The following is a 26033-nucleotide window of genomic DNA, read 5'->3' as shown; positions in this document are numbered from 1 at the left end:
GCCCGTCGTTGATGCCGCGCTATAGGCCTGCGATGGCGTCCAGCACCGGCATGATGTAGCCGCGAAACTGCTGTGGGTTTTCGCTCATTGGGAAATGCCCCAACTCGCGCATGATGGTGACCTGGGCGCCGGGGATGCCGGCGGCGGTGCGCAACGTGTCTTCGGGCGTGCACGAAAAGTCGTATTCCCCCGTTAACAAAAACAGCGGACAACGGTCGGTGCGTATGCCGTCCAGCCGACCCCGCAAATCGCCGTCCACGCGGTAGAAATACAGGTCGCCGCGAAACACGCCGGGGCCGCCCTGCATGTATTGCCACAAGGTTTCGTGGCGATGGACAGCTGGCGACTGCGGCGCGACCAGCCCGGACACCAAGGCGGCGCAGACCTCGCCGCCATGGACGTCACCGCGATGCAGCCACGAGGTGTCGTACCAGGGCTGCTGGAAATCAGCCGCTTCCACGCCGATCAAGGCGCGAAAATGGTCGGCGTGCTGATGCGCCAGCTGCAACACGATGCGCCCGCCGATCGAGCAGCCGATCAGCGCGGGGCGATCCAGCGCCAACGCCTGGCAGAACGCCATCACGGTTTCCACATAGCGTTCGGTGGACAAGCGGTATTCCTCGTCCTGCCAGCCGGGTGGCGGGTAGGACTTGCCGTGCCATGGCATGTCAAAGGCAATGACGCGATAGCGCGACGTGATGTCGGCATCGCACATCATGTGGCGGTACTGGCGGCTGTCGGCGCCCGCGGTATGCAGGCAGACCAGTGGAATGCCCTCGCCCGCTTCTTCGAAGTAGACGCGGCAGGGCTTGCCGCCGATGTCGACGGTCAGGTAACGGCCAACGATAGGTTCCAGCGCGGCGTTCATGCTTGCACCTTGCGGCCGGTAGCCAACAGGTCCTTGACGAACTGCAAGTGCGCCATCAAGGGTTGCAGGTTGCCTTCGATAGAAAGCTCGCCGCGCTTGCTCAGCGCAAAGATGTCATGCCAGCCCGCGTCCGGCACGGCTTGCCAGAAGCGCGACCAGGCGGCGGCAGTTGCGCGCAGCGATACGTCGCAGGAAGGCAGCGGCGCGCCAGGTGCATCGGCGGTCATGACACGCCCGTCACGGATGCAGATAAGCACCGGCGCGTCGCCGACCCGCAGCAGCAGGTCCATGTCGACCTGGCGCGGCCGCGAGAACAACAGCGCACGGCTTCGGAATCGATGCGCAAGCTGCGCGTCCGACGCGTCTTGCGTTGGCATAGCGTGGTTTTCCATTGTCTCTTCCCGCCCATGTCGTTCTTATGTGCAGAACGTCTATTCTTGCTATAAGAACATTCTAAGTATCGAAAACTCCCCGTGTCAACAAGGGGAAAGTACGAGCCGAACGTTATTCCGGCGGCAACACCCGCCAATCTTCCGCCAGCGTCAGCGGGCAATCCGTCAGGTCCTGCAAGGTGTCGAAGCGCAATCCCGCCACCATGGCGTTGACCCGCATGGCGTCGGACAGCACGTCGATGATGGCCAGATCGGTATAGATGCGGTCGACCACGCCCGCGCCGGTCAGCGGGTAGGTGCATTCGCGCACGATCTTGGGCTGGCCGTCCTTGGTGACGTGGTCCATCGTGATGTAGACCTGGCGCGCGCCGGCCACCAGGTCCATCGCGCCGCCCACCGCCGGAATCGTGCCCGGCGCGCCGGTGTCCCAGTTGGCCAGATCACCGCGCGCGGAGACCTGGAACGCACCCAGCACCGTCAGATCCAGGTGGCCGCCGCGCATCATGGCGAACGACACCACGTGGTCGGTGATGGATGCGCCGGGCAATAGCGTCACCGGTTCCTTGCTGGCATTGATCAGGTCCAGGTCCAGCGGTGCATCAGGGTCGCCTGGCCCCATGCCCACGATGCCGTTTTCGGTGTGCAGGAGCACATCGCGGTCGGCCGGCAAAAAGGCAGACACCAGCGTCGGTATGCCGATGCCCAGGTTGACGGTGGCGCCATCCGGAATGTCCAGGGCGACAAGACGGGCTATCTGCCGTCGGCTCAGCTTTTCATAGGCCATGGTTGCCCTCTACCTTTACCACTCGCTTGACGAAAATTCCCGGTGTCATGACGTGTTCGGGCGGGATGCCACCCAGTTCCACGATGCTGTCCACTTGCGCCACCGTGGTGGTCGCGGCCATGCACATCACCGGCGCGAAGTTGCGCCCGGCGTAGCGGTACACCAGATTTCCCCAGCGGTCCGCCGTGCGCGCCTTGACGAAAGCAAAGTCACCTTTCAGCGGGGCTTCCAGCACGTAGCCCACGCCGTCTATCACGCGGGTCTCCTTGCCTTGCGCCAGCGGCGTGCCATAGGCGGTGGGCGTGAAAAACGGCCCCAGCCCCGCGCCTGCCGCGCGCATGCGCTCGGCCATCGTGCCCTGCGGCACGCACTCAAGCTCGATCTTGCCCGCGTGGTAAGCCTCGGCGAACGCGGCGGCGTTCGGCTTCTTGCGATCCGACGACCGCGCAAACGAGCAGATCATCTTGCGTACGCGCCCGGCTCGCACCAGTTGGCTCAGGCCGCGTTCGCCGTTGCCCGCGTTGTTGTTGACGATGGTCAGGTCGCGCGCGCCTTGCGCAAGCAGCGCGCAGACCAGATCGGTCGGCACGCCCGAGGCGCCAAAGCCGCCGATCAGGATCACCGCGCCGTCTTGCACGTCGGCCACCGCGGCGGCCAGCGTATCGACTGTTTTGTCCAGCATGGAAGTCCCTTTTCTAAGGAGGGGCAGTCGCCGCGCGTCAGCGCGTGGACGGGCCGCCCAGGATCGCGGTGGACTGGCTGGACAAGGTGCCGCCGTTGCCATGCACCAGGGCGATCTCGGCGCCCGGCACCTGGCGTTCGCCCGCCTGCGCCCGCAATTGACGTACGGCTTCAATGACCAGGAAGATGCCGTACATGCCAGGATGCACGCACGACAGCCCACCGCCGTTCGTGTTCACCGGCAGACGACCTCCGGGCGCAATACCGCCGCCCTGCACAAAGGCGCCGCCTTCGCCCTTCTTGCAAAAGCCCAGGTCTTCCAGGAACAGCAGCGTGTTGATCGTGAAGGCGTCATAAAGCTCGGCCACGTCGACGTCCGCCACGTTCAGGCCGGCCATGACCAGCGCGCGCTTGCCCGATTCGGCCGCCGCCGTCACGGTCAGGTCTTCCATGGACGAGATCTGGCGGTTCCACACCGCCGTGGCGCTGCCCAACACGTACACGGGGGGCTGCCGCAGCTGGCGGGCTCGGTCGGCGCGCACCATCACGTAGGCACCACCGCCGTCGCTCACCAGGCAGCAATCGCGCACCGTCAATGGATCCGAGACGGGGCGTGACCGAAGCACGTCATCGATGGACAGGGGGTCGCGCATCGCGGCCTCGGGGTTCAGCGCGGCCCACGCGCGGGCCGCGACGGCCACTTCGGCCAACTGCCCCCGGGTCGTGCCGTATTGATGCATATGGCGGGCGGCGGCCAATGCGTAGGACGTAACCGGCTGTAGCGGCGAATACGGATGTTCGAAAGGCTGCGGGTCCAGCAGTGTCCGCGCCTTGACGCCTTCCTTGCGGCCGAACGTGGCGGTCTTCTGCGTGCTGCCATAGCAGACCAGGACCGCATTGCATTGCCCCGACGCCAGCGCCATCACCGAGGGCAGCAGATGCGAGACAAAACTGGACCCTCCCAGCATCGTGGCTTCGATATAGCGCGGCCGCACGCCCAGGTATTCGGCAACGGGCATGCTCCACATCGTGGCCGACGAACTGCACGTGGCCAGCCCATCGATATCCCGCATCGTCAGCCCCGCATCGGCGACTGCCCGTGACGCAGCCTGTGCCAGCACTTCCATCTCGGTGTAGCCGTGCGCCTCTCCCAGCCCGGCATGCCCTACCCCGACAATGGCGACCCGCCCGCGCAGTGAATCCAGCGTCATCATGCGGCCTCCACCGGCTCGAACACCACCAGCGGCTGGGCCACATCCAGCAACACCCGCGCCTTGACCGGCATGCCGATCCGCAGCCGCTCCAGCGGCACACCGTCCACCCGGCTCATCATGCGCGCGCCCTCGTCCAGATCGATCAGCGCCACGTTGTAGTCGCCGCCCGCTTCCGGTTTGCGCCGCACGATGCTGAACGAATAGACCGTGCCGGTGCCAGCGGGGTCCATCCACGCCAGGTCCGTCGCACCGCAATGCACGCATAGCGTGCGGGGAAAGAACTGATGCCGCTCGCATGCCGCGCAACGTTGAATCCGGAAGCGCCCTTCGGCCAACGCGGCAAAGTACTGTTCCTGCGGCCCCCGCGACGGGGCTTCGGCTTGTTCCGTGTGCATTGCTGTCTCCTTCTATTTATTCTGCGTCGCCGCGCCCGATGCGCCGGCCGCTGATTTACAAGTCCGCAAAGCGCTTGCCCTGCGCCACCAGCCGTTCCAACAACGGTGCCGGCTGCCAGAGTTCGCCGTGTTGGTCGTGAAAGCCCCGAATCGTGGCCAGCACATTCGGCAGCCCTTGCTGGTCTGCATAGAACAGCGGCCCACCCCGATGCGCCGGAAAGCCGTAGCCGTTGACGTAGATGACGTCGATGTCGGACGCGCGGCGGGCGATGCCCTCTTCCAGGATGCGGGCGCCTTCGTTGACCAGCGCGTACATCGTGCGCTGCACGATTTCCTCATCCGTGATGTCGCGTCGCACGATGCCGTCCTGGCGCGCGCATGCCTCGATCAACGCCAGCACCTGCGGGTCTTCCAGCGGTTCACGGCTGCCTGGTGCGTAGCGATAAAAGCCGCTGCCCGTCTTCTGTCCAAAGCGCCCTTGTTCGCACAGGCTGTCGGCCACGCGCGAATAGCGCAGGTGCGCGGGCCGCGTCGACGCCGTGCGCTTGCGAAACGCCCAGCTGATGTCCAGGCCCGCCATGTCCGCCATGCGCAGCGGCCCCATGGCCAGCCCGAAGCGCTGCAAGGCGCCGTCCACCTGCGACGGCGACGCGCCTTCTTCCAACAGGAAATGCGCCTCGCGCGTGTACGGGCTGACCATGCGATTGCCGACAAACCCGTCGCATACCCCCACCAGCACCGGCAGCTTGCCCATGCGCCGCGCCAGCCGGAACACCGTGGCGACCACGTTTCCGTCGGTCTGGCGGCCCTTGACCACTTCCAGCAATCGCATGACGTTGGCCGGGCTGAAGAAGTGCATGCCCAGCACCTGCACCGGCCGGCGGGTGAAACCGGCTATCGCGTCGATATCCAGGCGCGACGTATTCGACGCCAGGATGGCCTGCGGCTTGCAGACCGCGTCCAGCGCGGTGAAGATCTGACGCTTGACGTCCATGTCCTCGAACGCGGCCTCGATCACCAGATCGGCGTTGCGCAGGTCGTCCATCACCAGCGACGGGCGTATGCGCGCCTGGCGTTCGTCCACCTGCGCCGCCGTCAGCTTGCCCTTGGCCGCCGTCGCGGCGTAGTTCTTGCGGATCGCCGACCAGCCGCGTTCCAGTGCCTGCGCATCGCGCTCGACCAGCACGACGTCAAGCCCGGCGTTCGCCAGGCTCATCGCGATTCCGCCGCCCATCGTGCCCGCGCCGACCACGCCTACCGTGTTGATGGCGGCCGTCGCCGTCCAGTCCTTCGGCAATTTGACGGCGGCGCGTTCGGCAAAGAACACGTGACGCTGCGCCTTGGACTGGCTGCCGTTGACCAATTCCAGAAAGCGCTCGCGCTCAACCGCCAAGCCGTCTTCAAGCGTGCCGTGAGTGGCGGCTTCCACGCAGGCGATGCAGGCCAACGGCGCCACGCAGCCCCGATAACGGCGAGCGGCCTGTTCGCGGGCGCGCTCGTACACGCCTGGATCGGACACCGCCGGTACCTGGCGCGCGCCGACATTGCGACCGGCCAGCGGCGCGTCGGCCGCCGTCGACGCATAGGCGGCGGCGCGTTCGGGCAGAGTGTCGGCCACTACTGCATCAAGCAGGCCCCAGTCCAGGGCGGTTGCGGTATCGATCGGGTCGCCCTGCGCGATCATCGTCAGCGCGCGCTCGACCCCGACAATCCTGGGCAGCCGCTGCGTCCCACCCGCGCCGGGCAGCACGCCCAGCTTCACTTCGGGCAGACCCAACGACGCGCCCTCCCGCGCCACGCGAAAGTGACAACCCAGCGCCAGTTCCAGCCCACCACCCAGTGCCGCGCCATGGATCGCGGCGACCACGGGCTTGGACGCGCCTTCAATCAACGCAATCAAAGACCGCAATGTCGGTTCGCGCGTCGACATCGGAGTATTGAATTCGCGGATTTCTGCGCCGCAGCAAAAGAAGTCCCCGTCACCTGCCAAGACCAGCGCGCGTACATGCGGGTCCGCCAGTGCGTCGCTGATCGCGGCGTGCAGCTCCGCCCGCGACGCCGCGCTCAGGCTGTTGACGGGCGGATTGCGCAATCGCAACAACGCAACCTGGCCGGCTTCCGTCCGTTCCGTATGGATCAGCATGGCGGCGTTACTCCAGTTCAACCACGACCTGGCCTTCGTCCACCTCGTCCCCTTCACCCACCAGCACGCGAGCCACGATCCCCGCGCGTTCGGCTTCGACGGGGATTTCCATCTTCATCGACTCCACCTTGATCACGCTATCGCCGGCGTCCACGCGCTGCCCTGGGCGCACGCTGACGGCAACCACTCGGCCCACCACGGGCGTTTCTACTTTGAACATTGTTGTCTCCTTGTCTGTTTCGGTTCGGACGTGCTGCGATGGCTGCCAGACCCGCCTGGCTCGCTTGTCTGCTTCACGCCGCCTGTGCCGCGCGCGGCGCATCCAGAATGCGGCTCACCATGCCGGTGGACACCTGGCCCGCGCCAAAGCCCGGGTCGTCCAGTACCTGCAAAATGAAGGGAATGTTGGTCTTGACGCCATCCACGTGAAACTGCGCCAGCGCTTGCCTCAACAACAGCAAGGCCTTATCGCGCGTGGCGGCATGCGCGATCACCTTGGCCAACATCGGGTCGTAATGGCTAGACACGCGGCAGCCCTGTGCGTAGCCCGTCTCCACGCGCACGCCGGGCAACTCGGGCGGGTTAAAGCCTCGCAGCACGCCCGGCGATGGCAGGAAGCGCACAGGGTCTTCCGCGTAGACGCGCGCCTCCAGCGCATGCCCCTGCAAGGGCGGCACCCGCGCCAACACGCTGTCCATGCGCTCGCCCGCCGCCAGCTTCAGTTGCGCGGCCACGATGTCGACGCCCGTAACCGCTTCCGTCACGGCGTGTTCGACTTGCAGGCGGGTATTGATTTCCAGGAACGAAAAGCCGGACTCGGGCGTATACAGCATTTCGACGGTGCCGATCACGTCGTATCCCAACGTCGACAGCATGCCTTCCAGCTTCGCGGCCATGTCGGCCACCGCGCCCCGGTTCAGCCCCGGCGCGGGCGCTTCTTCCAGTACTTTCTGGTGCCGACGCTGCGTAGAGCAGTCGCGCTCGTACAGGCAGCGCACTTGCCCATGGCGGTCCGCCAGGAACTGGAATTCAACATGTCGCGGGTTGCCCAGCAGCTTTTCCAGATACAGGTCCGATCCGCCAAAGCTGCGTTCCGCGATCTGCCGTGCCCGCGCCCATTCGGGTTCCACATCCTGCGGGCCGTGCAGGGGAATCATGCCGATGCCGCCACCACCCGACGCCGGTTTGATCAGCACCGGGTAGCCCAGGTCCCCGGCCGCATGGCGCACCGCGTCAAGGTCGGCGCCCAATACGGCACTGCTGGCGGCCATCGGCATGCCCAACGCCCGCATCGCATCTCGCGCCCGCGTCTTGTGCCCCAGCATTCGGATCCAGCGCGGCGACGGGCCCACGAAGATCATGCCGGCCGATTCCACGGCCTCGGCAAAGTCCGCGTTTTCGGATAGAAACCCATAACCGGGATGCAGTGCATCGGCGCCCGTCTCGCGCGCCACGCGCAGCAGCGTGTCGCGGTTCAAGTAACTTTGCACGGCGGGCGCCGGACCAATCGGAACCGCCACATCGGCTTCACGCAGATAAGGAAGATCGCGGTCCGCCTCGGAATAGACGGCGACCGATTCCAGGCCCAGCGCGCGCAGCGCGCGGATGACGCGCCAGGCGACGGCCCCCCGGTTGGTGACGATGACTCGCTTCATGTTGCGCTCCAGAACCGGCGTCATGGCCGGTACCCAAATGCGCGCGGACCGGGTTCACGCAAGGGCGCGACCACTTCCACGAACTCTTCCAGCACCTGCCGCGTGCTGGCCGGATCGATAATGTCTTCCACCACGAAAGCTTCGGCGCTGCGAAACGGCGAGGTCAGGCCGCGCACGCGCGCTTCAATTTCACGCATCTTGGCCTCGGGGTCGGCGGCGGCTTCGATCTCGGCCTTGTAGGCCACTTCCAGACCGCCTTCCACCGGCAACGATCCCCACTGGGCCGACGGCCAGGCGTAGCGGAAATTGAAGCGGCCCGCGCTCTGGTGGCCGCCGCCCGCCACGCCGAAGGCCTTGCGCACGATGATCGAGCACCAGGGCACGGTGGATTGCGCCACCGCCGTCAAGGCGCGCACGCCGTAGCGCATGGCGCCGGCCTTCTCGGCGTTCAGGCCGATCTGGAAACCGGGCACGTCCACCAGATTCACGACCGGCAGGTGGAAGGTCTCGGCCAGGTCGAGCAGGCGCGTGAATTTTTCGGCCGCCGGGCCGTCCCAGCCGCCGCCGTAGTGATAGGGGTCGCTGGCGAACACCGCCACCGGCCAGCCGTCGATCCGGGCCAGGCCCGTGATCACCGCCCTGCCCCAGCGCTTGCCGATTTCCATGAACGATCCCTCGTCCATCAAGGCCGACACGATGGGCCGCATCTTGTAGACCGCGCGCGGGTCGGCGGGGATCGCGCCGCGCAGCCAATCCTGGTCGGCCGCGGCGACGGCGCCGGTCGCGCGCGGCGGCAATTCATGCACCGAGCGCGGCAGATAAGACAGGAAGCGCCGCGCCATGGCGAAGGCGTCCGCTTCCGAATCGGCTTCGTCGTCCACCACGCCATTGCGAGTATGGATGTCGCTGCCGCCCAGTTCATTCTTGTCCAGCGTCTGGCCGATGCGCGCCACCACCGGCGGGCCGGCGATGAACAGCTGCGAGGTCTCGCGCACCATGACGGCGTAGTGGCTGGCAGCGACGCGCGCCGCGCCCAGGCCCGCCACCGACCCCAAGGCCAGCGACACTACCGGCACCGTGGCCAGGTTCTGCGCCATCAGGGGCCACATGCGCAGCTTGGGCAGCAAGCTATGGCCCTTTATCTCGATATTGCGCACCGACCCGCCGCCGCCCGTGCCGTCCACCAGCCGCAATAACGGCAGCCGCAGGTCATGCGCCATGCGTTCAGCCTCGACCAGCTTGTCACCCACCGCGCCGTCGTTAGCGCCGCCACGCACCGTGAAGTCGTCGGCGGCCACTACCACCGGACGCCCTTCGACCTTGGCGCGGCCGATCAGCAGGTTCGACGGCGTCAGGTCCGTCAAGCGGCCTTCGGCATCGTATTCCCCGCTGCCCGTCAGCGCGCCCACCTCGCGAAACGAGTCCGCATCGACCATGCGCACAATACGTTCGCGCACCGGCAGCTTGCCGCCCTCTCGATGCCGGCGCACCTTGGCCTCGCCCCCCATGCGCTGCGCCAGTGCTTTGCGCAGCGCCAGTTCTTGCAGTTCTTTATCCCAGGACACGTGTGCTCCTCCCTGCCCATTGCCGATGCGGCGGTCGCCGCCCGATCAATCGATCTTGATATTGGCGCGCTTGATCAGCGCTTCGTTTTGCTTGAGCTCTTCCGCGATCTTCTGGCGGAAAGCCTGCGGCGATTGCGTCAGCGGATTTCCCTGCGCCGCCAGCCGTGCGCGCACGTCGGGGTCCTGGGTTACGGCTGCGATCTCGCGGTTCAGCCGGTCCACCACGGCCTGCGGCGTGCCCGCCGGCGCGAAGATGCCGACCCAGAACGAGATGTCGAAGCCGGGATACCCCAGCTCGGATACCGCGGGCACGTCCGGCAGGTCATGCCACCGGTCGGCGGACGACACGGCCAGCGCGCGCAGCTTGCCGGCTTTGATAAGCGGCACGCCGGATAACGTGTCAAAGCCGAAGTCCACTTCTTTGGACAGCAGGCCGGCCTCCATCGGCGCGGCACCCCGGTACGGCACATGCAACATCTGCACGTCGGACATGGCGGCAAGCTGCGCGCCCGCCAGGTGCATCAGGTTGCCGTTGCCGGCCGAGCCATAGCTGATTGTGTTCGGATTGCGCTTGGCCAACGCCACCAGCGACTTGACGTCGGTTACGCCCGCCACGCGGGGGTTCTCGGCATTGATGGTCAGGATGAACGGCACCGACATCACCGTCGTCACCGGGGCAAAATCCTTCAAGGGGTCGTATTGCAGGTCCTTGTAGAGCAAGGGATTGACGGTGATCGAACTGGAATTGCTGACCAGGATGGTGTAGCCGTCCGGCTTGGCCTGCGCGACGGCGCGCGCCGCGATCATGCCGTTGGCGCCGGTCTTATTGTCCACGACGAACGTTTGCTTCATTCGCGCGGATAAGGCTTCGCCGACGATGCGCGCCACCGTATCGATGGTGCTGCCGGGGCTGAAGCCCACGACGAACTTCACCGGCGCATTGGGATAATCAGCGGCGCTTGCCACGAGGGGCGCCGCCGTCGACAACACGAACACGCTTGCTGCCAGCCATTTTGAAACTGTCATGATGTGTCTCCTCCGTGATTGCCTGAACCCGTGCCTTGCGCTGCATCGGCGCGCGGCTCCGGGCTGTTTCTGTGCCTGGCTCCATGCCTGGCGTTGTGATTACTGCGCAGCGACGGCGCCGGACGCCTTGACGGCCCGCCCCCACTTCTCCTGTTCGCTCGACATGAAGGCGGCGAAGGCCTGCGGGGTGCTGTTGACGACTTCCCCGCCCAAGCTTTCGATACGCGCCTGCATCGCGGGCGTGGCCACGATCTTCGACACGTCTTCATAGATGCGTTGCGCTTGCGCCGGCGGCAGTGACGCCGGTGCAAGCAAGCCAAACCACGTCGCGGCCTCGAAGCCGGGCATGCCTGCTTCCGCAAAGGTCGGCACGTTGCGCAGCGCCTGCACGCGCGTGCCGTTGGCCACGGCCAGCGCGCGCAACTTGCCGGACTCGATCAACGGCAGCGCCGACGTAATCGTGGCCAGCATCATTTGCACCTGTCCGCCCGCCAGGTCCGTAAAGGCCGGCGCATCGCCCCGGTAAGGCACATGGGTGATGCCCGACTGCGTGGCGATCTTGAACAGCTCACCGCTAAGGTGCTGCGCGGTGCCGTTGCCCGGGGACGCAAAGTTCACCGACCCGCTGTTTTGTTTCAGGTAGGCCAGGAATTCCTGCAACGTCTTGGCGGGGATTGCGGGGTTGACCACCAGCACCAGCGGCACCTTGGTGACCAGCGTGATGGGCGCAAAGTCCTTGACCGGGTCGTAGTTCAGCTTGCTGTACAGATGGCCGCTGATCGTGTGGGCGGACGTGGTCATGAACAGCGTGTAGCCATCGCCCGGTGCTCGCGCCACCGAACTGGCGCCGATGGTGGTGCCCGCCCCCGCGCGGTTTTCAACAATGACCGACTGGCCCCACGACTGCGTCAGCTTTTCGGCGACGGCGCGCGCCACCACGTCGGTGGCGCCGCCGGCCGGATACGGCACGATCATCGACACGGGTTTGGATGGATAGGAATCGGCGTGCGCCGTTCCCGCAAACAGCGCCGTGGCACATGCCAGCGCGCACAAGAAATTGCGGTGCATCGAGTTGTCTCCTCTTGTCTTCGAATGACGGTTTGTTTATTCTTACCGTTCCTGTAGACAGAACGCTTATTCTATTTTATATTTTTTCGGCCGCAGACTGTCAACGAGTAAATGCATGCAGGCTGCCGGCGGCCGCGCCAAAGATCCCATCAAGAGAGGAACATCACGTCATGTCCGAATCATCGGAAACCCTTAAATCCATGCTGATCGGCGGTGAATGGGTCGCCCAGCAAGACGCCGCGTTTGCGTCCATCAACCCCGCCACCGGCGCGCGAAATTATTTGGTCAGTGCGGCATCCGATGCCCAGGTGGATCAAGCCGTCGACGCCGCCTGGCAGGCGCAACGCCAGCCCGCCTGGCGCGACATGCTGCCGCACCAGCGCGCCGCGATCCTGCGTCGAATGGCCGACGGCATCGAGCAACATGCGGATCTGCTGGCACGTTTGCAGATGATCGAAAACGGCAAGGTCTGGGCCGAATGCAAGACGCAGGTCGCCAGTGCGGCGGCGACTTTCCGGTACTACGCGGGCGTTTGCGAAACGCTGGGCGCCGAGGTTACGCCGGCGCGCGGCAACTACCTGTCGATGACGCACTACGAACCCTATGGCGTCGTCGTGGCGATCACGCCGTGGAACTCGCCGCTGACGATGGAAGCGCAGAAGGTCGCCCCCGCGCTGGCCGCTGGCAACGCCGTGATCTTGAAGCCTTCCGAGGTGACCTCGTCACCCGCGCTGGTGCTGGGCCGCATCGCGCTGGAAGCCGGCTTGCCGCCTGGCATCCTGAACGTGGTCACCGGCCTGGGCGCCACCGTGGGCCGCCGCCTGGTGGAACATCCGGGTGTACGCATGGTGTCGTTCACCGGCGGCACCGCCAGCGGCCGCGCCATCGCCCACGCCGCTGCCGAAAAGCTGATGCCCGTCGCGCTGGAACTGGGCGGCAAGTCGCCGCATATCGTGTTCGATGACGCAGACCAGGACGCGGCGATAGAGGGCGTGATCGGCGGCATTTTCGAAGGCAGCGGGCAGTCGTGCGTGGCGGGTTCTCGGCTTTACGTGCAGCGCGGCATCGCGGCCTCGTTCATCGAAAAACTGGTGGCGCGCGCCGCACGGCTCAATGTGAACCTGCCCGATGCGGCCGGCGCCCAGATGGGCCCGATCGCATCGTTCGGCCACCGCGACAAGATCGAAGGCATGGTCGAATCCGCCAAGCGCGACGGCGCGCAAGTCCTACTAGGCGCGCAGCGGCCTGACGACGACGCGCTGCAAGCAGGCGCGTTCTACCGGCCCACCATCCTGGGCGGATTGGCACGCGATGCGCACGTGGTGCGCGAAGAAATCTTCGGCCCGGTCCTGTGCGCGCTGACCTTCGACGACGAAGACGATTTGATCGACCAGGCCAACGACAGCGTCTACGGCCTGGCATCCGGCGTCTGGACGGCGGACTACCGGCGCGCGTGGCGCGTGGCCAAGCGCCTGGAAGCCGGCAGCGTATGGATCAACACCTATAAGCAATTGTCGATATCCACCCCGTTCGGCGGCTTCAAGCAAAGCGGCATCGGCCGCGAAAAAGGTGTCAGCGGGCTGCGCCTGTATCAACAATCCAAGGGCATCTACTTCGGCATGTAAGCCGAAGGCGTTCCGTTCGCATTCTTTCCAGGGCCGCAACGACGGCCCCCTTTCTTCGGAGACTATCCCTATGTCTGAATTTCAACGAGCCGGCTTCATCGGCCTGGGCGTCATGGGCGAACCCATCTGCCGCAACCTGGCCACCAAGGGCGGCCTGCCCGTGCTGGGCTGCGACACCGACGCGGCGCCCTTGCAGCGCCTGGCCCCGCATGGCGTCCAGACTGCGACGGCCCAGCAGATCATGCGCGACTGCGACGTGGTGTTCCTGTCCCTGCCGTCCGGCGAAGTCGTGGCGCAGTTGGCGCGCGCCGCCGACGGCCTGCTGGCCAATACGCGCAGTGGTCAATTGATCGTGGACCTGAGCACGTCGCCCGTTGACGTGACGCGCGAACTGGCCGGCGAATTCGCCGCCAAGGGCGCCACCTTCATCGACGCGCCCGTTGCCCGCACCCGCGCCGCCGCCGAGGCCGGCACGCTGTCCGTCATGATCGGCGGCGAGGCATCGACGTTTGAGCGCGTCAAGCCGCTGGTATCCACCTTCGCCAACGAGATCACCTACTGCGGCCCTGTCGGCAGCGGCCAGGTCGTGAAGATCCTGAACAATATGGTGCTGTTCGAAACCGTGGTGGCGTTGTCGGAAGCGCGCGCCATTGCACGGCGTTCGGGGGTGGATCCGCAGGTATTGCTGGAGACTTTCACGCGTGGTTCGGCGGATAGCTTCGCGTTGCGCAACCACGGCTTAAAGGCTATTCTGCCCGGTGAATTTCCCGAAAAAGCCTTCCCCGTGGACTATGCCCGCAAAGACCTGCGCTACGCGCTGGCGTTGGCGGAACAAACCGGCGTACAAGCGCTGGGCGCCCGCAACGTTGACCACTGGTTCAGCGCCGCGTTGGCCCAGGGCCATGGCAACCGCTATTTCCCGGTCATCAGCCGGGTGATCGATCCGGAGTCGGGAACCACCGCCTAATCACCCCTACCATTCCAATGAGTCGCACCCCTACTCAGGACAATTCCACTGACGGCGTCGCCGCCGTCGAACGCGCCCTGACCATCGTCGGGGCCGTTGCAGAACGCACCGAGCCCATCACGCTTGCGGACCTTTCCCGGGCCACGGGGTTCTACAAGAGCACGCTCTTGCGGCTTATTGCTTCGCTTGAAAAAGTGGCGCTGGTGGTGCGCCGCGCCGATGGCCGCTATTCCCTGGGGCCCTACGCGCATCACCTGGGGCGCGCGTACGAAGCCACCTACCGCCTGACCGAAACCATCCTGCCGCTGCTGCAAGGCCTGGTCGACAAAGGCACGGAAAGCGCGTCGTTCCACGTCTACCATGACGCGACCTCTCGCGCCTGCGTGCTGCGCGTGGACTCACACCATTCCACGCTGGACCGTATCCGCGTCGGCGACCTGCTGCCGCTTGACAAGGGCGCCGCCGGCAGGCTGCTGACCGCCTACCTGGTCGATGGCAAGTCGCCGGCCGAGATCGGCCTGATGCTGACGTCGATGGGCGAACGCGACCCCAACTGCGCGGCCGTGGCCAGCCCGGTGTTCGGCCCGGATGGCGACATCTGCGGCGCCATATCGTTGTCGGGCCCCAAAGAACGCTACTCGCCGGCCGCCGTCAAGAAGATGGCCAAGCTGGTGCAGGAAGCCGCGGCGGATGCCACCCGCGCCCTGGGCGGACGCTGGCCTTCCACGAAGTAAAGCCATGGTGTGTTGAGGTCATGACGTCATGACGTCATACGGAGCCCGCCGCGCTTGCGGCCGGCTTGCACCATCGTATGGGACTTCTACGCTTGAACTCAGGCGAGTGCTTTTAGAGCTACCCGCCGCACCCGGCGACGATACCACCACGTCAGCCCGGCCAACACCAGCGCCCAAACGCTCAGGATCGTAGCGATGAAGGGCCAGAAGATGAAGGTGGAGACATCGTCCCAACCGGGCGCGGTACGCTTGAGGCCGATGGGTGCGCTGATTTCCAGTTCGATCTGCTCGCCCTGAAGCGCCGGCCCGACCTCTTCGACCGTGAAGGTGAGATGCGAAGTCCCCTTCGCCAGCTTCGGAAAGGGCGGCGCGGTCTCGGGCAGCGCACCATCGGTATGACTTTCAGGCCAGAGTTTGCGGTAGAAATGCGCGGCGCTGGCGCCGCTGCTGGGAGCAGCGGCCACCATGACGTCCAGTCCCTTGCCATCACGCACACGAATCCGCACCGGCTCTCCGGGGTTGATAAAGCCCGGCGTGCCCACACGGGCCGTGTGGTCGCCCAATTCGGGCCGCTTCCTGCCCATCGGGCCGCCGAAACGCGCTTCCATCCACAGCGGCGCTTCGCGGATGCGGTATACCTCGGCGTGCGCGCTCTGTCCCGGCGTAAGGATGATCGGCGCCAACGTCGCATCCGCGGACAGTACGTACCGCAGTATGCCCTCCGCAAACCATGCCATGGCGCCCAGCCAAAGTACCCAAATCACCGCCAGCGACATTTTGCAGAACGTGCGCCACATATCATGCTGCCTGGAATTTGCCAGCGTCAAAGCGTACCCGATTTCTAGCGGGCGATTCGACGCAAAAACTGATCAACGGAACACGCGCACTTCCACCATCGCCCTCGCCCTGCCTACGCTTGTCGAACGCCCATCATCGACCGCGAAAGTCGACTGGCTGCAGTAAGAATGGGTTCCTTGAGCTCGAGCAGCACGCTTTCCGTCAGGCGCGAAATCGGCCCCGAGATGCAGATCGCGCCCTGCAACGTCCAGTTGATGCCGTAGACCGGCGCGGAAATGCTGGAGACTTCCGCATCGCGCTCGCCCAGGGAAATCATGTAGCCCGCGCGACGCACCGATTCGTAAGGCTCGCCCGGCTCTCCGGAAAACGCGAGCAGCACACGTCCCGGCGAGCCCAGTTCAAGCGGCAGCGCCGCGCCAATCCGCACATGATGGCGGATTGATTTGGGTCCTTCGACCCGCGCCATGCAAATGCGTTGTTTGCCCTCGCGCACATAGAACGTGGCGCTTTCTCCCGTTGTGGCCGATACATCCCTCAGGACCGGCTGCACGATTTCCGCAATGTTGAACGTGGCCTGGTAGCAGGCGCCAAGCCAACCGGCTGCGCGCGCCAGGCGCCACGTGCCGTCCGGTCGCTGTGCCAGATAGTCGTCCATGGCGAGCGTGCGCGCCAAGCGCAATACGGTGGACCGGTGAAAGCCGGTGCGTCGGCTCAGTTCCGCCAGGGAGAGATGGGTGTCTTCCACGCCGAACGCCGCAAGGATGCTCATCGCTCGACGCACGGCCACTACGCCTTCTTCTGCCGAGGACTCATCAGCATCGCTAGGTTTATCTGCGTTCATTGTATGGAACATGTTTCATCTGACGGACTTGCATTGTATTAGCCGGAACACGGATTCACAATGCCTCCCACCAAAAACAACGATCGGAGACAAATCATGAAGCAGATCGCGCGTGTGCTTTCGGGCCTGGCCCTGGTGTGCGTGAGTGGCCTAGCCGCGGCGCAGGGCTACCCCAACAAACCCATTCGTCTGATCGTTCCTTTCCCGCCTGGCGGCGGCACCGATGTGCTGGCCAGAGAGGCTGCGCTCAAGGTGGCCAGCAATACGGGCTGGAACATCGTCACGGAAAACAGACCCGGATCGGGCGGCAACATCGGCGTGGATACCGCAGCGAAGTCGGCGCCGGACGGCTATTCGCTGGTACTGGGCCAAACCAGCAACTTGGCGATCAATCCCACGCTCTACGCCAAGCTGCCCTACGACCCCGAAAAAGACTTGACCGCTATCGGCTTGGTCGCGGACGCCCCGCTGGTGATCGTGGTTCCCGCCAATTCGCCGCTGAAGACCTTCGAGGACATGCTTGCCGCAGCCAAAGCCAAGCCGGAGTCCTTGAACTTCGCCAGCTCGGGCAACGGCACCGTGGCTCACCTGGCCGCGGTGCAATTGCAGAATGCCGCGGGCATCAAGCTCACGCACATCCCTTACAAGGGCGCGGCGCAAGCGTCCAATGACCTGATTGGCGGGCAGATCGACATGTACCTGTCATCAGTGCCCACGCTGATTGGCCACGTGCGCAACGGCAAGATGCGCGCGTTGGCGGTGACCTCGGCACAGCGCGTGCCCGATATGCCCGACGTGCCCACCGTTGCCGAGCGCGGCTTTCCGGGATTTGAAGCCGTGACCTGGTTCGGCCTGGCCGCGCCGGCCGGCACGCCCGAAGACATCGTGCAGCGCCTGAATGCGGAGTTCAACAAGGCTCTGCAGGCCAAGGACCTGAGCGTGAAGTACCAGGAACAAGGCGCGCGCGTGCTGACCAGCACGCCAGGGGAATTCGCCAAGCTGATCCACGACGACCGCATCCGCTGGGGCAAGATCGTCGAAGAATCGGGCGCGAAGGTCGAGTGATTCGTCATGCAGGCCCGCTATTCCCAACCCTGCAAGGTCATTCGCGAAGCCGGTATCAAGCCGGCCTGATCACTCCCCGCATCACCCTCTTCTCCACACAGGAATGCTCATGGCCAATCAAGACATCATCAAGGATTTTCCCCGCGTCAGCGCCGACGTTGTGCGTCGCGCCGCGGATCTGCAACCCGCCATCCTGGCCGACGTAGCCGGCCGACGCGGCGCCCTTAACGGCCGCATCCGTCCGTTGCATCCCGGCATGAAGCTTGCCGGCACGGCGCTTACCGTTGAAGTGCGCCCCGGCGACAACCTCATGATCCACGCCGCGATTTCCCTGGCCAAGCCCGGCGACGTTCTGGTGATCGACGGCAAGGGCGACCTCAGCTCGGCGCTGATGGGGACCATCATGATGAACGCCTGCCGCAAGCTCGGCATCGTCGGCGTGGTGATGGACGGCGCCGCGCGCGACACGGTCGAGATCATCGAGATGGACTATCCGGTTTTCGCTGCCGGCACCAATCCTAATGGTCCGACCAAGAACGTCCCCGGCCGCATCGGACATCCCGTGTCGGTGGGCGGCGTGACCGTCAATGCAGGCGACTTCATCATCGGTGACGCCGACGGCGTAGTCGTGGTCGAGCGCGAAAAGATAGAAGGACTGTTGCCCGCCGCCGAAAAGAAAGTGCGCGATGAAGCCGCGCGCATTGCCGCCATCCAAGCCGGCGACACCGAAGCCAAATGGCTCGGCGCGGCCCTGCGCGCCGCTGGCGTCCTGAAAGAAGGGGAATCGCTGTGAACTCCGCCGCGACGGGCAAGCCCGCCATCGTCGTGACCGCGGCGGACCTGGCACCGGAGGCGCTGGCGCTGCTCCAGAATTTTGAGCTGGTCTTCGCTGGAAAAACACCGACGGAGAGCGACATCGTGGCGCTGTGCCGCAAGCATGACCCGGTGGCCATCATCGTGCGGTACAGCAAGGTCGGCGCCGCGGCGATGGACGCCGCCCCCGCCCTGCGTGTGATCTCCAAACATGGCAGCGGCACCGACACCATCGATAAGACGGCGGCCGCCGAACGCGGCATCCAGGTCGTCGCCGCAGTCGGCGTGAACGCCTCCGCCGTGGCGGAACAGGCGCTGGCGCTGCTTCTGGCCTGCGCCAAATCGGTCGTCGGGTTGGACGAGCGCATGCGAGCGGGCCACTGGGACAAGTCCACGCACAAGAGCCTGGAGCTGGGCGGCAAGACCATCGGCCTGATCGGTCTGGGCGCCATCGGCCAGCGCCTGGCGGCCATGGTTCACGGCCTGAACATGCGCGTGATCGGCTTCGATCCCTATGCAAAGCACTTGCCAGGCCATATCGAGAATGTGTCGTTGGACACGATCTGGCGCCAGGCCGATGTGGTGTCGATGCACTGTCCGCTCACCGATGAGAACCGCGGCATGATCAACGCGACGACGCTGGCGCAGTGCAAGCAGGGCGTGATCCTGGTGAACACTGCGCGCGGCGGCCTCGTCGACGAGGACGCACTGTTGCAGGCCGTGCGCTCGGGCCATGTGCAAGCGGCAGGCCTGGACAGTTTCGCCGTCGAGCCCATGCCTGCCGGCCATCCGTTCCAGCAAGAGCCGCGCATTATCCTGAGCCCCCACATCGGGGGCGTCACCAGCGCCGCCTACGTCAACATGGGCGTGGCCGCGGCGAACAACGTGCTGGACGTGCTGACACGCGAAGGCGCCAGACGGCAAGGTTGACCTTGCCGCCCGGCGCCCTGGTTAGAACGACATTTCAGGAGCAGGTGCGGCGGGGGCCTTGGATTCCTCCGGCGCCTGCGCCACGGTGGCGTCCGTCGTCAGGATCAGGCCGGCGATCGACGCCGCGTTCTGCAACGCGGTGCGGGTGACCTTGGTGGGGTCGATCACGCCCAGTTCCACCAGGTCGCCATAGTTGCCGGTGGCCGCGTCATAGCCATGGTTGCCCTCGCCTTCCAGCACCTTCGCCACGATCACCGAGGGCTCGTCACCCGCGTTGGTGACAATGGCCCGCAACGGTGCCTCCAGCGCGCGCCACGCGTTCCACGTCCCAGGCGCCCAAGCGCCATCCCGCTTCGAGCACGGCCTGGTCGATGTCGGCCACATCGTTCCAGCGCTGGTTCAGCTGCATGGCTGATGCGGCAACCGAGCGCAGCGGTTTTGTAATCACCGTCCTGTCGGGCGTAAAGCCGTGCCAGTGCAGCGTCAACAAAATGGGAGTGTCGGCCTTTTGCACAGCGCTGGCGCTGACCGCGTATAGCGGCAGGCCAAGCGCGGCAATGTGGGTGCGGATAGTCGTGAGTATGTCCATGAGATCTCCGTTAGCCAAAAGCGGATTTCGCGTGGGGTTATGCCCAACGAACCAGACATGCCAAGTGAATTTATCGCTTCTTGGGATAGCGCTCAACTGCCTGAGCCAGCGTGCGACGGCCGAAAAGATGCCATCGCGGGTGCCCGGCCGCCGGCGCCAAAGGAAAAACCTATAGGCGCATAGGAAAGCAGTATTTGAATTGATTTGACCGCCTGCCTAGCATGAGTCCGCACGCTTCACACACACACAAAAGAAGACCGCGCCCAGCGCGTCGAACCAGGGGAAATCGATGTACGACCTTAGTAAAGCCCGTCGGGCCCATTGCTTGCGCGCGGCGCTTGTCTGCGCACTGGCCGTTATTGGCGTAACGGCCCAAGCCCAGTCCGCCTATCCCGATCATGCAGTCCGGCTGATCGTCCCGCAGTCCGCGGGGTCCGGGGCGGACGTAGTCGCCCGCCTGTTGAGCGAGAAGATGGCAAGCGCTTTGGGCGCCTCTGTCGTCGTCGAGAACAAGCCGGGCGCGAACGGCATCGTGGCCACGTCCTATGTGGCCAAAGCCCCCGCCGACGGCTACACCCTGCTGTTGGCGGGCGTATCCCAGATGAGTTTCAACCCGAAGCTGTACAAGAGCCTGCCCTATGACGCCAACAAGGACTTCGCCTACATCGCGCCTGTGGTCGACACCCCGTTCGTGCTGGTCGCCGGAAAGAACAGCCCGTACAAGACCTTGCCGCAACTGCTGGCAGCTGCCAAGGCCTCGCCGGACGGCATCACGTTCGCCAGCGCGGGGGCCGGCAATTCCACACACCTATCGACCGAAATGATCGCGGCGGGCGCCGGCATCAAGCTCAAACACGTTCCCTACAAGGGCTCTGGCCCCGCGTTGAATGCCGTGATCGGCGGACAGGTCGACGTCATGACCAGCGTGCTGGGCTCCGCGTTGCCGCAGATCGAAGGCGGCAATGTGGTGCCGCTGGCGATCCTGGCCGACCAACGGGCCGGTGACCTGCCCAACGTGCCCACCTTGAAAGAGGCGGGCATACAGGCGCCCGCGATGCCCGGCTGGTTTGCCGTGGTCGGCCCGGCGGGAACCGACGGCGCCATCATCAGCAAGCTGAACGCCGCGATCCAGGCCGCCATCTCCGACCCGGCCATCAACAAGAAATTGAAGGACTTGTACTTCGTTCCACTGAAGGGCAGCGCCCAGGCCATGCGCACCCGGGCGGAGGACGACGCCAAGGTATGGGGCGACTTCATTGCGCGCACCGGCGTCCAGGTCGATTGACCTCGACCGGCCTCCATCCACGATCCCCGGAGTGTCCCTATGAAAACGCTATCCCTGCTGGCCGCCGTCGCCAGCGCCCTGATCATGCAGCCGTCTGCCCACGCGCAACAGGCCGCGGCCTGGCCGGACAAGCCCGTTCGGATCATCGTGCCGTTCGCGGCGGGTGGCTCGACCGATATCGTGGCGCGCAAAGTGGCGCAGCGATTGGGCCAACTGACGCAGCAACCGTTCGTCGTCGAAAACAAGCCCGGCGCGGGCGGAACGCTGGGCGCCACCTATGCGCGGGGACAACCCGCCGATGGCTACTCCTTGTTCCTGGGGACGGTCAGCACGCAATCGGTTGCGCCGTTCCTGTACAAAGCCCTTCCTTATGACCCATTGAAGGACTTTCGGGGCCTGGCGATGATCGCTTCCGTACCGAACGTAGTCGTCGTCAACAAGGCACTGAAGACGCACGACCTGAAGGCCTTGATCGCCGAGGCCAACAACAAGCCGGGCGGCCTGACCTATGGGTCCAGCGGCCTGGGTTCGTCCAATCACCTGGCCACCGAGGCCCTGCGCGCCAGTCTGGACATCCCGGTGACGCACGTTCCGTATCGCGGTTCCGGCCCCGCCCTGACCGACACCATGGCGGGACACGTGGACTTCATGCTGGACGTAGCCATGACGTCCTTGCCCTACATCCAGCGTGGCGATCTCAATGCCGTCGCCGTCACGTCCAGGCAGCGCCTGGACGTGCTTCCCGGCGTGCCCACGGTTGCCGAACAGGGCTTTCCGGACTTTGAAGCGTTGGGATGGTTCGGTCTGTTCGCCCCCGCACAAATTCCCGAGGACGTCGCCGAGAAGATCGCGGCCCTGGTGCACCAGGTTGTGACCGAGCCCGAGATGACCGCGTACTTCAAAGTGCAAGGCGCGACCGCCAGCGGCGTCACGCTCAAGGCGTTCGACGACATCGTGGCGGCCGACCGCGCACACTGGGGCAAGGTGGCGAAGCTGGCGAACATCAAGCCGGAATAGCGCAAGGGGCGGTCAGTGTTTCCAGACCACGCCGCCCCATCGCCCCGTCTCGACCAGGTCGCGGGCCACCTCGATCAGAGTCTGATGGATGTGCGTGCACACCACGCTTTTTTCCGTGGACAAGGACATGCAGACCGACACCCGGCGGCTGAACGCCTTGTCCGCGATGGGCGTGGACACCACGTGATCCGAGTCGGCCTCGGGCCCCACCAGAGCGGACGAGGGCAGCACGGTCCAGCCCATGCCCGCCCGCACCAAGCCAAGCAGAACGGACACCGCGCTAGTCTCGGCCACAAGCGTCAACGGCAACGCGTCTTCGGCGAAGGCGCGCGCGGCCAGCACGCGTATCGAATTGGGAAAACTGGGAAGCACCAGGGGAAGTTCCGCCATGCGTTGCAGCGATATGGCCTCTACGCCCAGCGCCGGGCCGACCAGGTACAGATTTTCGATCAGCAGCGGCGTCGTGGTCATCCGCGCCGGCTGCGGCTGAACGTCCATCGCCACCGCGATATCCATGCGATGCAGGGATACCGCCACGGCCAGGTCGGCGCTGCTTCCCTCGATCACTTCCAACAACACTTCCGGATACCGCTTGGCTACCGCTTCAATGAGCGGCACCGCCAGCACGCGTGACGTACTGGTCGGCAGCCCGACCGTGACGTGACCGGCCGGGGTGTCGCGCCCGTGCTTCAAGGCCGATTTGGCCTCTTCAACCTGCCGCAACACCATCTTGGCGTGCCGGTACAACAGCTTGCCCGCGTCGGTGGCACGGACACCGCCGGGGCCTCGAAGCAACAGCGGCGTGTCGAACTCGCGCTCGAGGTTGGCCACGTGCTGGCTCAGGGATGGCTGGGCGATATGCAAGGTATCGGCGGCCGCCGTGATGCTCTCCAGCTCGACGATGCGCGTGAAGTATTTGAGTTGTCGCAGATCCATCGGTATTTCCTATATCACGCTCGGATCATATTCAACGATGCGTCGGAAAAGGTGACCCCTGCGCGTAATCCCTATGAAGATTCGCGACAACCGCCCCACGGACCGTATCACTTTTTCCTATACCGACATCCACATTGCATATTGGTGCGGCCCAGCGCGCGTCAATAACATGGTGGGTCAGTCGCTGCGGCCCCGCGTCCAGCCCGCTCTTCCCACCATGAATTCAAGGAAGTCCATGCCGTCGTACCGGAAAAACGAAAATGGGGCGTGGGTGGTCCCTCCCCAGGACTACGCAGATACCCGACCGGAGATCTACGCGATCCCGGCCCCCCGTTCCCGCTACCTGACCATGCGCGATGGCTGCCGCCTGGCGATCGACGTCTATATCCCGGAAACAAAATCCGCACGCCCCGATGCGTCGCCGCCCGCGCAGTTCCCCACCATCGTTCTTTTCACGCCCTACTACCGACGCTTCAAGCTGCATCCGGACGGTGTTGGCGAACGCGCGCCCAACACCGCCAAGTTTCGGGACTTCCTTGTTCCGCGCGGCTACGCCGTCGTGGTGATCGATGTTCGCGGCACCGGCGCAAGCTTCGGCACCCGCGACAGTTTCCGCTCGCCGCGCGAGCGCGACGACAGCCGTGAAGTGGTGCAATGGATCGTCACGCAACCGTGGTCCAGCGGGGTCGTGGGCGCCACCGGCATTTCGTACCTGGGCGCGGCGTCGGATTTTCTGGCCAGCACGGGGCACCCGGCCGTCAAGGCGATTGCACCGCTGTTTTCGGTATGGGACACCTACACCGATAATTATTTTCCGGGCGGCATTCAACTGAAGGCGCTGACGCAAAGCTACGACGACCTGATGGTCGCCCTGGACCATGACCGCCGCGACATGCTGCATCGGTTCGTCTACTACGCGAACCCCCACTTCGAAGGCCCGCAGCCGGTGGACGAAGATCCGGAAGGGATATTGCTGCAAGCGGCCATCCGCGAACATCTGGGCAACTTCCGCCAGACCGAGTTCATGCCCGAGTTCAGTTTTCGCGAAGACCCGCTGCCCTACGATGCGCAGTTCAGTTCGGCCACCTTCAGCCCCTACAGCCTGGCGGCGCAAATCCCCCCTGACGTGGCCGTGCTGTCGGTATCGGGCTGGATGGACGGCGGCGGCTACATGAACGGCGCCATTTCGCGCTATCTGACGCTGTCCAGGAACCCCGGCTACCTGCTGCTTGGCCCATGGGATCACGGCGCACGCATCGATGTGTCGCCCTGGCGGTCGACACAGATGGCGGATTTTCCGTGGCTGGCGGAAGTGCTGCGATTCTTCGACCACTACCTGCTGGGCCACCAAACCGGCTTGAACGCCGAAGCGCCCGTCCATTACTACGCGATGCACGCCGAGCAATGGCGCAGCGCCACGCAATGGCCACCTTATGACCCGGACGCCGACAGCAAGCTGTACCTGACCCCGGCCCTGGCGCTCGAGACCGCCCCGCTTCCCGACAGTACGGATCACGACTATCAAGTGGACTTTGCCATCGGCACCGGCGCGGGCACGCGCTACGAGCGCATCGCCGCCATCAATAGCACCGAGTACTACCCCGATTGGCAGGGGCGCGGCGACCGCATGTGCAATTTCACATCGGCGCCGCTGGACGCACCGGCCGAACTGGCGGGCCATGTCGTGGCGGACCTTTGGGTCAGCAGCAGCGAACCCGATGCCGCCTTGTTTATCTACGTGACCGAGATCGAGGCCAGCGGCGCCGAGCGTTATGTGACCGAAGGCCTGTTGCGCCTGTTGCATCGCAAGGTTTCACCGTGCCCGCCGCAGTACCAGACGACGTGGCCCTTTCGCACATTCAGCAGGCAGGACGCCCAACCGCTGACGCCCGGGCAGTTCGAGCGCGTCCAGGTCCCCCTGCTGCCCACCGCCTGGCAATTCCAATCGGGCAGCCGCATTCGTGTATCGATAGCCGGGGCGGACAAGGACCACTGCGGGCAGGTGCCCCACGGCCGCCCGCCGTTGTTGAAGATCGGCACCGGCGGCGCGCATGCTTCCTGCGTCACGCTGCCGCTGAGCGCGGTTCCAGGGACAACCACCGGGAAGGGGGCCGCTCAATGACGGCGCCCTTCTCCCTGTCCCAACGCGAAATCGATCTTCTAAGCGCCGCGCTCTCTTGCGCGCCACGCGCGGACGCGCCCGACCGCTTGCTTGCGGCGCTGGACGACATTGCGCAGCGGGCGGTGGGCCACCGCCTGTTTACCGCGCTGCGCTATGACCTGAAGGCCGGTATCGCGCATCGCCTGTACAGCAGCGCCCCCGAGCGCTATCCGGCCAGCGGAACCAAGACGATAGGCGCGGCGCCCGCAATGCAGAAAATGGTGTCGACAGGCAAGCCGTTGCTGACGCCGGACGCCGATGCAGTCAGGGCGAACTTTCCCGACGCAGACGCCATCTTCGCCCTGGATTGCCAGAGCGTGCTGAACGTCCCGGTGTACGGCCACGGCCGCCTGCTTGGACAGATCAACCTATTGCACGCCGCGAACCACTACACGCGCGCCCACACCGACTTCTGCGCGGGCCTGGCGGTCATCGCCGCGACGGCATTCCTGTAATCGGCCGCGACGCCTGCGCGCTGGTC

General features: G+C 65.2%; 26 protein-coding genes and 1 pseudogene. 10 read left to right on the top strand and 17 right to left on the bottom strand.

Annotated elements, in window-relative coordinates; translation table 11 throughout:
- Positions 1-19 precede the first annotated feature (19 nt).
- From CQ050_RS06965 to CQ050_RS06910, 12 genes are all read right to left on the bottom strand, one after another.
- Complete coding sequence (locus CQ050_RS06965) at positions 20-868, bottom strand: alpha/beta fold hydrolase (RefSeq protein ID WP_105556078.1); 849 nt, start codon at positions 866-868, stop codon at positions 20-22.
- A complete protein-coding gene (locus tag CQ050_RS06960) occupies positions 865-1245 on the bottom strand; it encodes a hypothetical protein (RefSeq protein ID WP_233213849.1) in 381 nt (126 codons plus the stop codon). Before CQ050_RS06960 ends, CQ050_RS06965 begins: the two co-directional genes overlap by 4 nt.
- A 127-nt stretch (positions 1246-1372) precedes the next feature.
- Complete coding sequence (locus tag CQ050_RS06955; protein ID WP_105556076.1) at positions 1373-2044, bottom strand: 3-oxoacid CoA-transferase subunit B; 672 nt, start codon at positions 2042-2044, stop codon at positions 1373-1375.
- Positions 2034-2726 (bottom strand): 3-oxoacid CoA-transferase subunit A, encoded by a 693-nt coding sequence (locus CQ050_RS06950; RefSeq protein WP_105556075.1) that lies wholly within the window; start codon positions 2724-2726, stop codon positions 2034-2036. Before CQ050_RS06950 ends, CQ050_RS06955 begins: the two co-directional genes overlap by 11 nt.
- Before the next feature lie 37 nt (positions 2727-2763).
- On the bottom strand, positions 2764-3936 hold the full coding sequence (locus CQ050_RS06945; protein WP_105556300.1) for a thiolase: 1173 nt from the start codon (positions 3934-3936) through the stop codon (positions 2764-2766).
- Positions 3936-4334 carry a Zn-ribbon domain-containing OB-fold protein gene (locus CQ050_RS06940; protein ID WP_105556074.1) on the bottom strand — a complete coding sequence of 133 codons (399 nt, stop codon included), beginning with the start codon at positions 4332-4334 and terminating at the stop codon, positions 3936-3938. The genes CQ050_RS06945 and CQ050_RS06940 overlap by 1 nt, the downstream gene beginning before the upstream one ends.
- A 55-nt stretch (positions 4335-4389) precedes the next feature.
- Positions 4390-6477, bottom strand: a complete 2088-nt coding sequence (locus tag CQ050_RS06935; protein ID WP_105556073.1) for a 3-hydroxyacyl-CoA dehydrogenase NAD-binding domain-containing protein — start codon at positions 6475-6477, stop codon at positions 4390-4392.
- Positions 6478-6484: 7 nt separating this feature from the next.
- Entirely contained in the window at positions 6485-6697 is a 213-nt protein-coding gene (locus CQ050_RS06930) for a biotin/lipoyl-containing protein (RefSeq protein WP_105556072.1), read from the bottom strand.
- 73 nt (positions 6698-6770) lie between these two features.
- Positions 6771-8132, bottom strand: coding sequence for an acetyl/propionyl/methylcrotonyl-CoA carboxylase subunit alpha (locus CQ050_RS06925; RefSeq protein ID WP_105556299.1), 1362 nt, complete (start codon positions 8130-8132; stop codon positions 6771-6773).
- A gap of 20 nt (positions 8133-8152) precedes the next feature.
- Entirely contained in the window at positions 8153-9697 is a 1545-nt protein-coding gene (locus CQ050_RS06920; protein WP_105556071.1) for an acyl-CoA carboxylase subunit beta, read from the bottom strand.
- A gap of 45 nt (positions 9698-9742) precedes the next feature.
- Complete coding sequence (locus tag CQ050_RS06915; protein WP_105556070.1) at positions 9743-10723, bottom strand: tripartite tricarboxylate transporter substrate binding protein; 981 nt, start codon at positions 10721-10723, stop codon at positions 9743-9745.
- A 99-nt stretch (positions 10724-10822) separates the two neighbouring features.
- Complete coding sequence (locus CQ050_RS06910) at positions 10823-11791, bottom strand: tripartite tricarboxylate transporter substrate binding protein (RefSeq protein WP_105556069.1); 969 nt, start codon at positions 11789-11791, stop codon at positions 10823-10825.
- A gap of 170 nt (positions 11792-11961) precedes the next feature.
- On the opposite strand from CQ050_RS06910, the gene CQ050_RS06905 reads away from it, so the two are divergent.
- From CQ050_RS06905 to CQ050_RS06895, 3 genes are all read left to right on the top strand, one after another.
- Positions 11962-13416 carry an aldehyde dehydrogenase gene (locus tag CQ050_RS06905; protein WP_105556068.1) on the top strand — a complete coding sequence of 485 codons (1455 nt, stop codon included), beginning with the start codon at positions 11962-11964 and terminating at the stop codon, positions 13414-13416.
- Positions 13417-13486: 70 nt separating this feature from the next.
- Positions 13487-14383: an NAD(P)-dependent oxidoreductase gene (locus CQ050_RS06900; protein ID WP_105556067.1), complete on the top strand. Its 897-nt coding sequence runs from the start codon at positions 13487-13489 to the stop codon at positions 14381-14383.
- Between the two features lie 17 nt (positions 14384-14400).
- Entirely contained in the window at positions 14401-15117 is a 717-nt protein-coding gene (locus CQ050_RS06895) for an IclR family transcriptional regulator (RefSeq protein ID WP_105556066.1), read from the top strand.
- Between the two features lie 98 nt (positions 15118-15215).
- On the opposite strand, the gene CQ050_RS06890 is transcribed toward CQ050_RS06895, so the two are convergent.
- Both CQ050_RS06890 and CQ050_RS06885 read right to left on the bottom strand, forming a co-directional pair.
- Positions 15216-15914, bottom strand: a complete 699-nt coding sequence (locus CQ050_RS06890; RefSeq protein ID WP_105556065.1) for a hypothetical protein — start codon at positions 15912-15914, stop codon at positions 15216-15218.
- A 113-nt stretch (positions 15915-16027) separates the two neighbouring features.
- On the bottom strand, positions 16028-16756 hold the full coding sequence (locus CQ050_RS06885; protein ID WP_105556064.1) for an IclR family transcriptional regulator: 729 nt from the start codon (positions 16754-16756) through the stop codon (positions 16028-16030).
- 96 nt (positions 16757-16852) lie between these two features.
- On the opposite strand from CQ050_RS06885, the gene CQ050_RS06880 reads away from it, so the two are divergent.
- From CQ050_RS06880 to CQ050_RS06870, 3 genes are all read left to right on the top strand, one after another.
- Positions 16853-17821 carry a tripartite tricarboxylate transporter substrate binding protein gene (locus tag CQ050_RS06880; RefSeq protein WP_105556063.1) on the top strand — a complete coding sequence of 323 codons (969 nt, stop codon included), beginning with the start codon at positions 16853-16855 and terminating at the stop codon, positions 17819-17821.
- A 109-nt stretch (positions 17822-17930) separates the two neighbouring features.
- Positions 17931-18614: a methyltransferase gene (locus tag CQ050_RS06875; RefSeq protein WP_105556062.1), complete on the top strand. Its 684-nt coding sequence runs from the start codon at positions 17931-17933 to the stop codon at positions 18612-18614.
- A complete protein-coding gene (locus CQ050_RS06870) occupies positions 18611-19564 on the top strand; it encodes an NAD(P)-dependent oxidoreductase (RefSeq protein ID WP_233213848.1) in 954 nt (317 codons plus the stop codon). Before CQ050_RS06875 ends, CQ050_RS06870 begins: the two co-directional genes overlap by 4 nt.
- Before the next feature lie 21 nt (positions 19565-19585).
- Here the strand turns inward: CQ050_RS06870 and CQ050_RS06865 are convergent.
- A pseudogene (locus tag CQ050_RS06865) lies at positions 19586-19876 on the bottom strand (TCP-1/cpn60 chaperonin family protein); the annotation flags it as partial.
- Positions 19830-20153: a hypothetical protein gene (locus CQ050_RS30665; protein ID WP_146121006.1), complete on the bottom strand. Its 324-nt coding sequence runs from the start codon at positions 20151-20153 to the stop codon at positions 19830-19832. The gene CQ050_RS30665 and the pseudogene CQ050_RS06865, both read right to left, overlap by 47 nt.
- 289 nt (positions 20154-20442) lie before the next feature.
- On the opposite strand from CQ050_RS30665, the gene CQ050_RS06860 reads away from it, so the two are divergent.
- The gene (locus CQ050_RS06860) at positions 20443-21438 is read left to right on the top strand and encodes a tripartite tricarboxylate transporter substrate binding protein (RefSeq protein ID WP_105556060.1); all 996 of its coding nucleotides are present in this window, start codon (positions 20443-20445) and stop codon (positions 21436-21438) included.
- A 39-nt stretch (positions 21439-21477) separates the two neighbouring features.
- The gene (locus tag CQ050_RS06855) at positions 21478-22455 is read left to right on the top strand and encodes a tripartite tricarboxylate transporter substrate binding protein (protein ID WP_105556059.1); all 978 of its coding nucleotides are present in this window, start codon (positions 21478-21480) and stop codon (positions 22453-22455) included.
- 12 nt (positions 22456-22467) lie between these two features.
- Here the strand turns inward: CQ050_RS06855 and CQ050_RS06850 are convergent, their stop codons facing one another.
- The gene (locus CQ050_RS06850; protein ID WP_105556058.1) at positions 22468-23391 is read right to left on the bottom strand and encodes a LysR substrate-binding domain-containing protein; all 924 of its coding nucleotides are present in this window, start codon (positions 23389-23391) and stop codon (positions 22468-22470) included.
- 271 nt (positions 23392-23662) lie between these two features.
- On the opposite strand from CQ050_RS06850, the gene CQ050_RS06845 reads away from it, so the two are divergent.
- The gene (locus CQ050_RS06845; RefSeq protein WP_233213844.1) at positions 23663-25513 is read left to right on the top strand and encodes a CocE/NonD family hydrolase; all 1851 of its coding nucleotides are present in this window, start codon (positions 23663-23665) and stop codon (positions 25511-25513) included.
- Positions 25510-26007, top strand: a complete 498-nt coding sequence (locus CQ050_RS06840; RefSeq protein WP_105556057.1) for a GAF domain-containing protein — start codon at positions 25510-25512, stop codon at positions 26005-26007. The genes CQ050_RS06845 and CQ050_RS06840 overlap by 4 nt, the downstream gene beginning before the upstream one ends.
- Positions 26008-26033: the final 26 nt, after the last annotated feature.

It is taken from the genome of Achromobacter sp. MYb9 (assembly GCF_002975275.1).
In the GTDB taxonomy this organism is placed as follows: domain Bacteria; phylum Pseudomonadota; class Gammaproteobacteria; order Burkholderiales; family Burkholderiaceae_B; genus Achromobacter.
This window is presented reverse-complemented; position numbering and strand designations above follow the sequence as displayed.

Excerpts from the sequence above, each read along its gene's own strand:
- CQ050_RS06965 (WP_105556078.1), bottom strand. The coding sequence starts at position 868 with ATGAACGCCGCGCTGGAACCTATCGTTGGCCGTTACCTGACCGTCGAC.
- CQ050_RS06960 (WP_233213849.1), bottom strand. The coding sequence starts at position 1,245 with ATGCCAACGCAAGACGCGTCGGACGCGCAGCTTGCGCATCGATTCCGA.
- CQ050_RS06955 (WP_105556076.1), bottom strand. The coding sequence starts at position 2,044 with ATGGCCTATGAAAAGCTGAGCCGACGGCAGATAGCCCGTCTTGTCGCC.
- CQ050_RS06950 (WP_105556075.1), bottom strand. The coding sequence starts at position 2,726 with ATGCTGGACAAAACAGTCGATACGCTGGCCGCCGCGGTGGCCGACGTG.
- CQ050_RS06945 (WP_105556300.1), bottom strand. The coding sequence starts at position 3,936 with ATGACGCTGGATTCACTGCGCGGGCGGGTCGCCATTGTCGGGGTAGGG.
- CQ050_RS06940 (WP_105556074.1), bottom strand. The coding sequence starts at position 4,334 with ATGCACACGGAACAAGCCGAAGCCCCGTCGCGGGGGCCGCAGGAACAG.
- CQ050_RS06935 (WP_105556073.1), bottom strand. The coding sequence starts at position 6,477 with ATGCTGATCCATACGGAACGGACGGAAGCCGGCCAGGTTGCGTTGTTG.
- CQ050_RS06930 (WP_105556072.1), bottom strand. The coding sequence starts at position 6,697 with ATGTTCAAAGTAGAAACGCCCGTGGTGGGCCGAGTGGTTGCCGTCAGC.
- CQ050_RS06925 (WP_105556299.1), bottom strand. The coding sequence starts at position 8,132 with ATGAAGCGAGTCATCGTCACCAACCGGGGGGCCGTCGCCTGGCGCGTC.
- CQ050_RS06915 (WP_105556070.1), bottom strand. The coding sequence starts at position 10,723 with ATGACAGTTTCAAAATGGCTGGCAGCAAGCGTGTTCGTGTTGTCGACG.
- CQ050_RS06910 (WP_105556069.1), bottom strand. The coding sequence starts at position 11,791 with ATGCACCGCAATTTCTTGTGCGCGCTGGCATGTGCCACGGCGCTGTTT.
- CQ050_RS06905 (WP_105556068.1), top strand. The coding sequence starts at position 11,962 with ATGTCCGAATCATCGGAAACCCTTAAATCCATGCTGATCGGCGGTGAA.
- CQ050_RS06900 (WP_105556067.1), top strand. The coding sequence starts at position 13,487 with ATGTCTGAATTTCAACGAGCCGGCTTCATCGGCCTGGGCGTCATGGGC.
- CQ050_RS06895 (WP_105556066.1), top strand. The coding sequence starts at position 14,401 with ATGAGTCGCACCCCTACTCAGGACAATTCCACTGACGGCGTCGCCGCC.
- CQ050_RS06890 (WP_105556065.1), bottom strand. The coding sequence starts at position 15,914 with ATGTGGCGCACGTTCTGCAAAATGTCGCTGGCGGTGATTTGGGTACTT.
- CQ050_RS06885 (WP_105556064.1), bottom strand. The coding sequence starts at position 16,756 with ATGAACGCAGATAAACCTAGCGATGCTGATGAGTCCTCGGCAGAAGAA.
- CQ050_RS06880 (WP_105556063.1), top strand. The coding sequence starts at position 16,853 with ATGAAGCAGATCGCGCGTGTGCTTTCGGGCCTGGCCCTGGTGTGCGTG.
- CQ050_RS06875 (WP_105556062.1), top strand. The coding sequence starts at position 17,931 with ATGGCCAATCAAGACATCATCAAGGATTTTCCCCGCGTCAGCGCCGAC.
- CQ050_RS30665 (WP_146121006.1), bottom strand. The coding sequence starts at position 20,153 with ATGGACATACTCACGACTATCCGCACCCACATTGCCGCGCTTGGCCTG.
- CQ050_RS06860 (WP_105556060.1), top strand. The coding sequence starts at position 20,443 with ATGTACGACCTTAGTAAAGCCCGTCGGGCCCATTGCTTGCGCGCGGCG.
- CQ050_RS06855 (WP_105556059.1), top strand. The coding sequence starts at position 21,478 with ATGAAAACGCTATCCCTGCTGGCCGCCGTCGCCAGCGCCCTGATCATG.
- CQ050_RS06850 (WP_105556058.1), bottom strand. The coding sequence starts at position 23,391 with ATGGATCTGCGACAACTCAAATACTTCACGCGCATCGTCGAGCTGGAG.
- CQ050_RS06840 (WP_105556057.1), top strand. The coding sequence starts at position 25,510 with ATGACGGCGCCCTTCTCCCTGTCCCAACGCGAAATCGATCTTCTAAGC.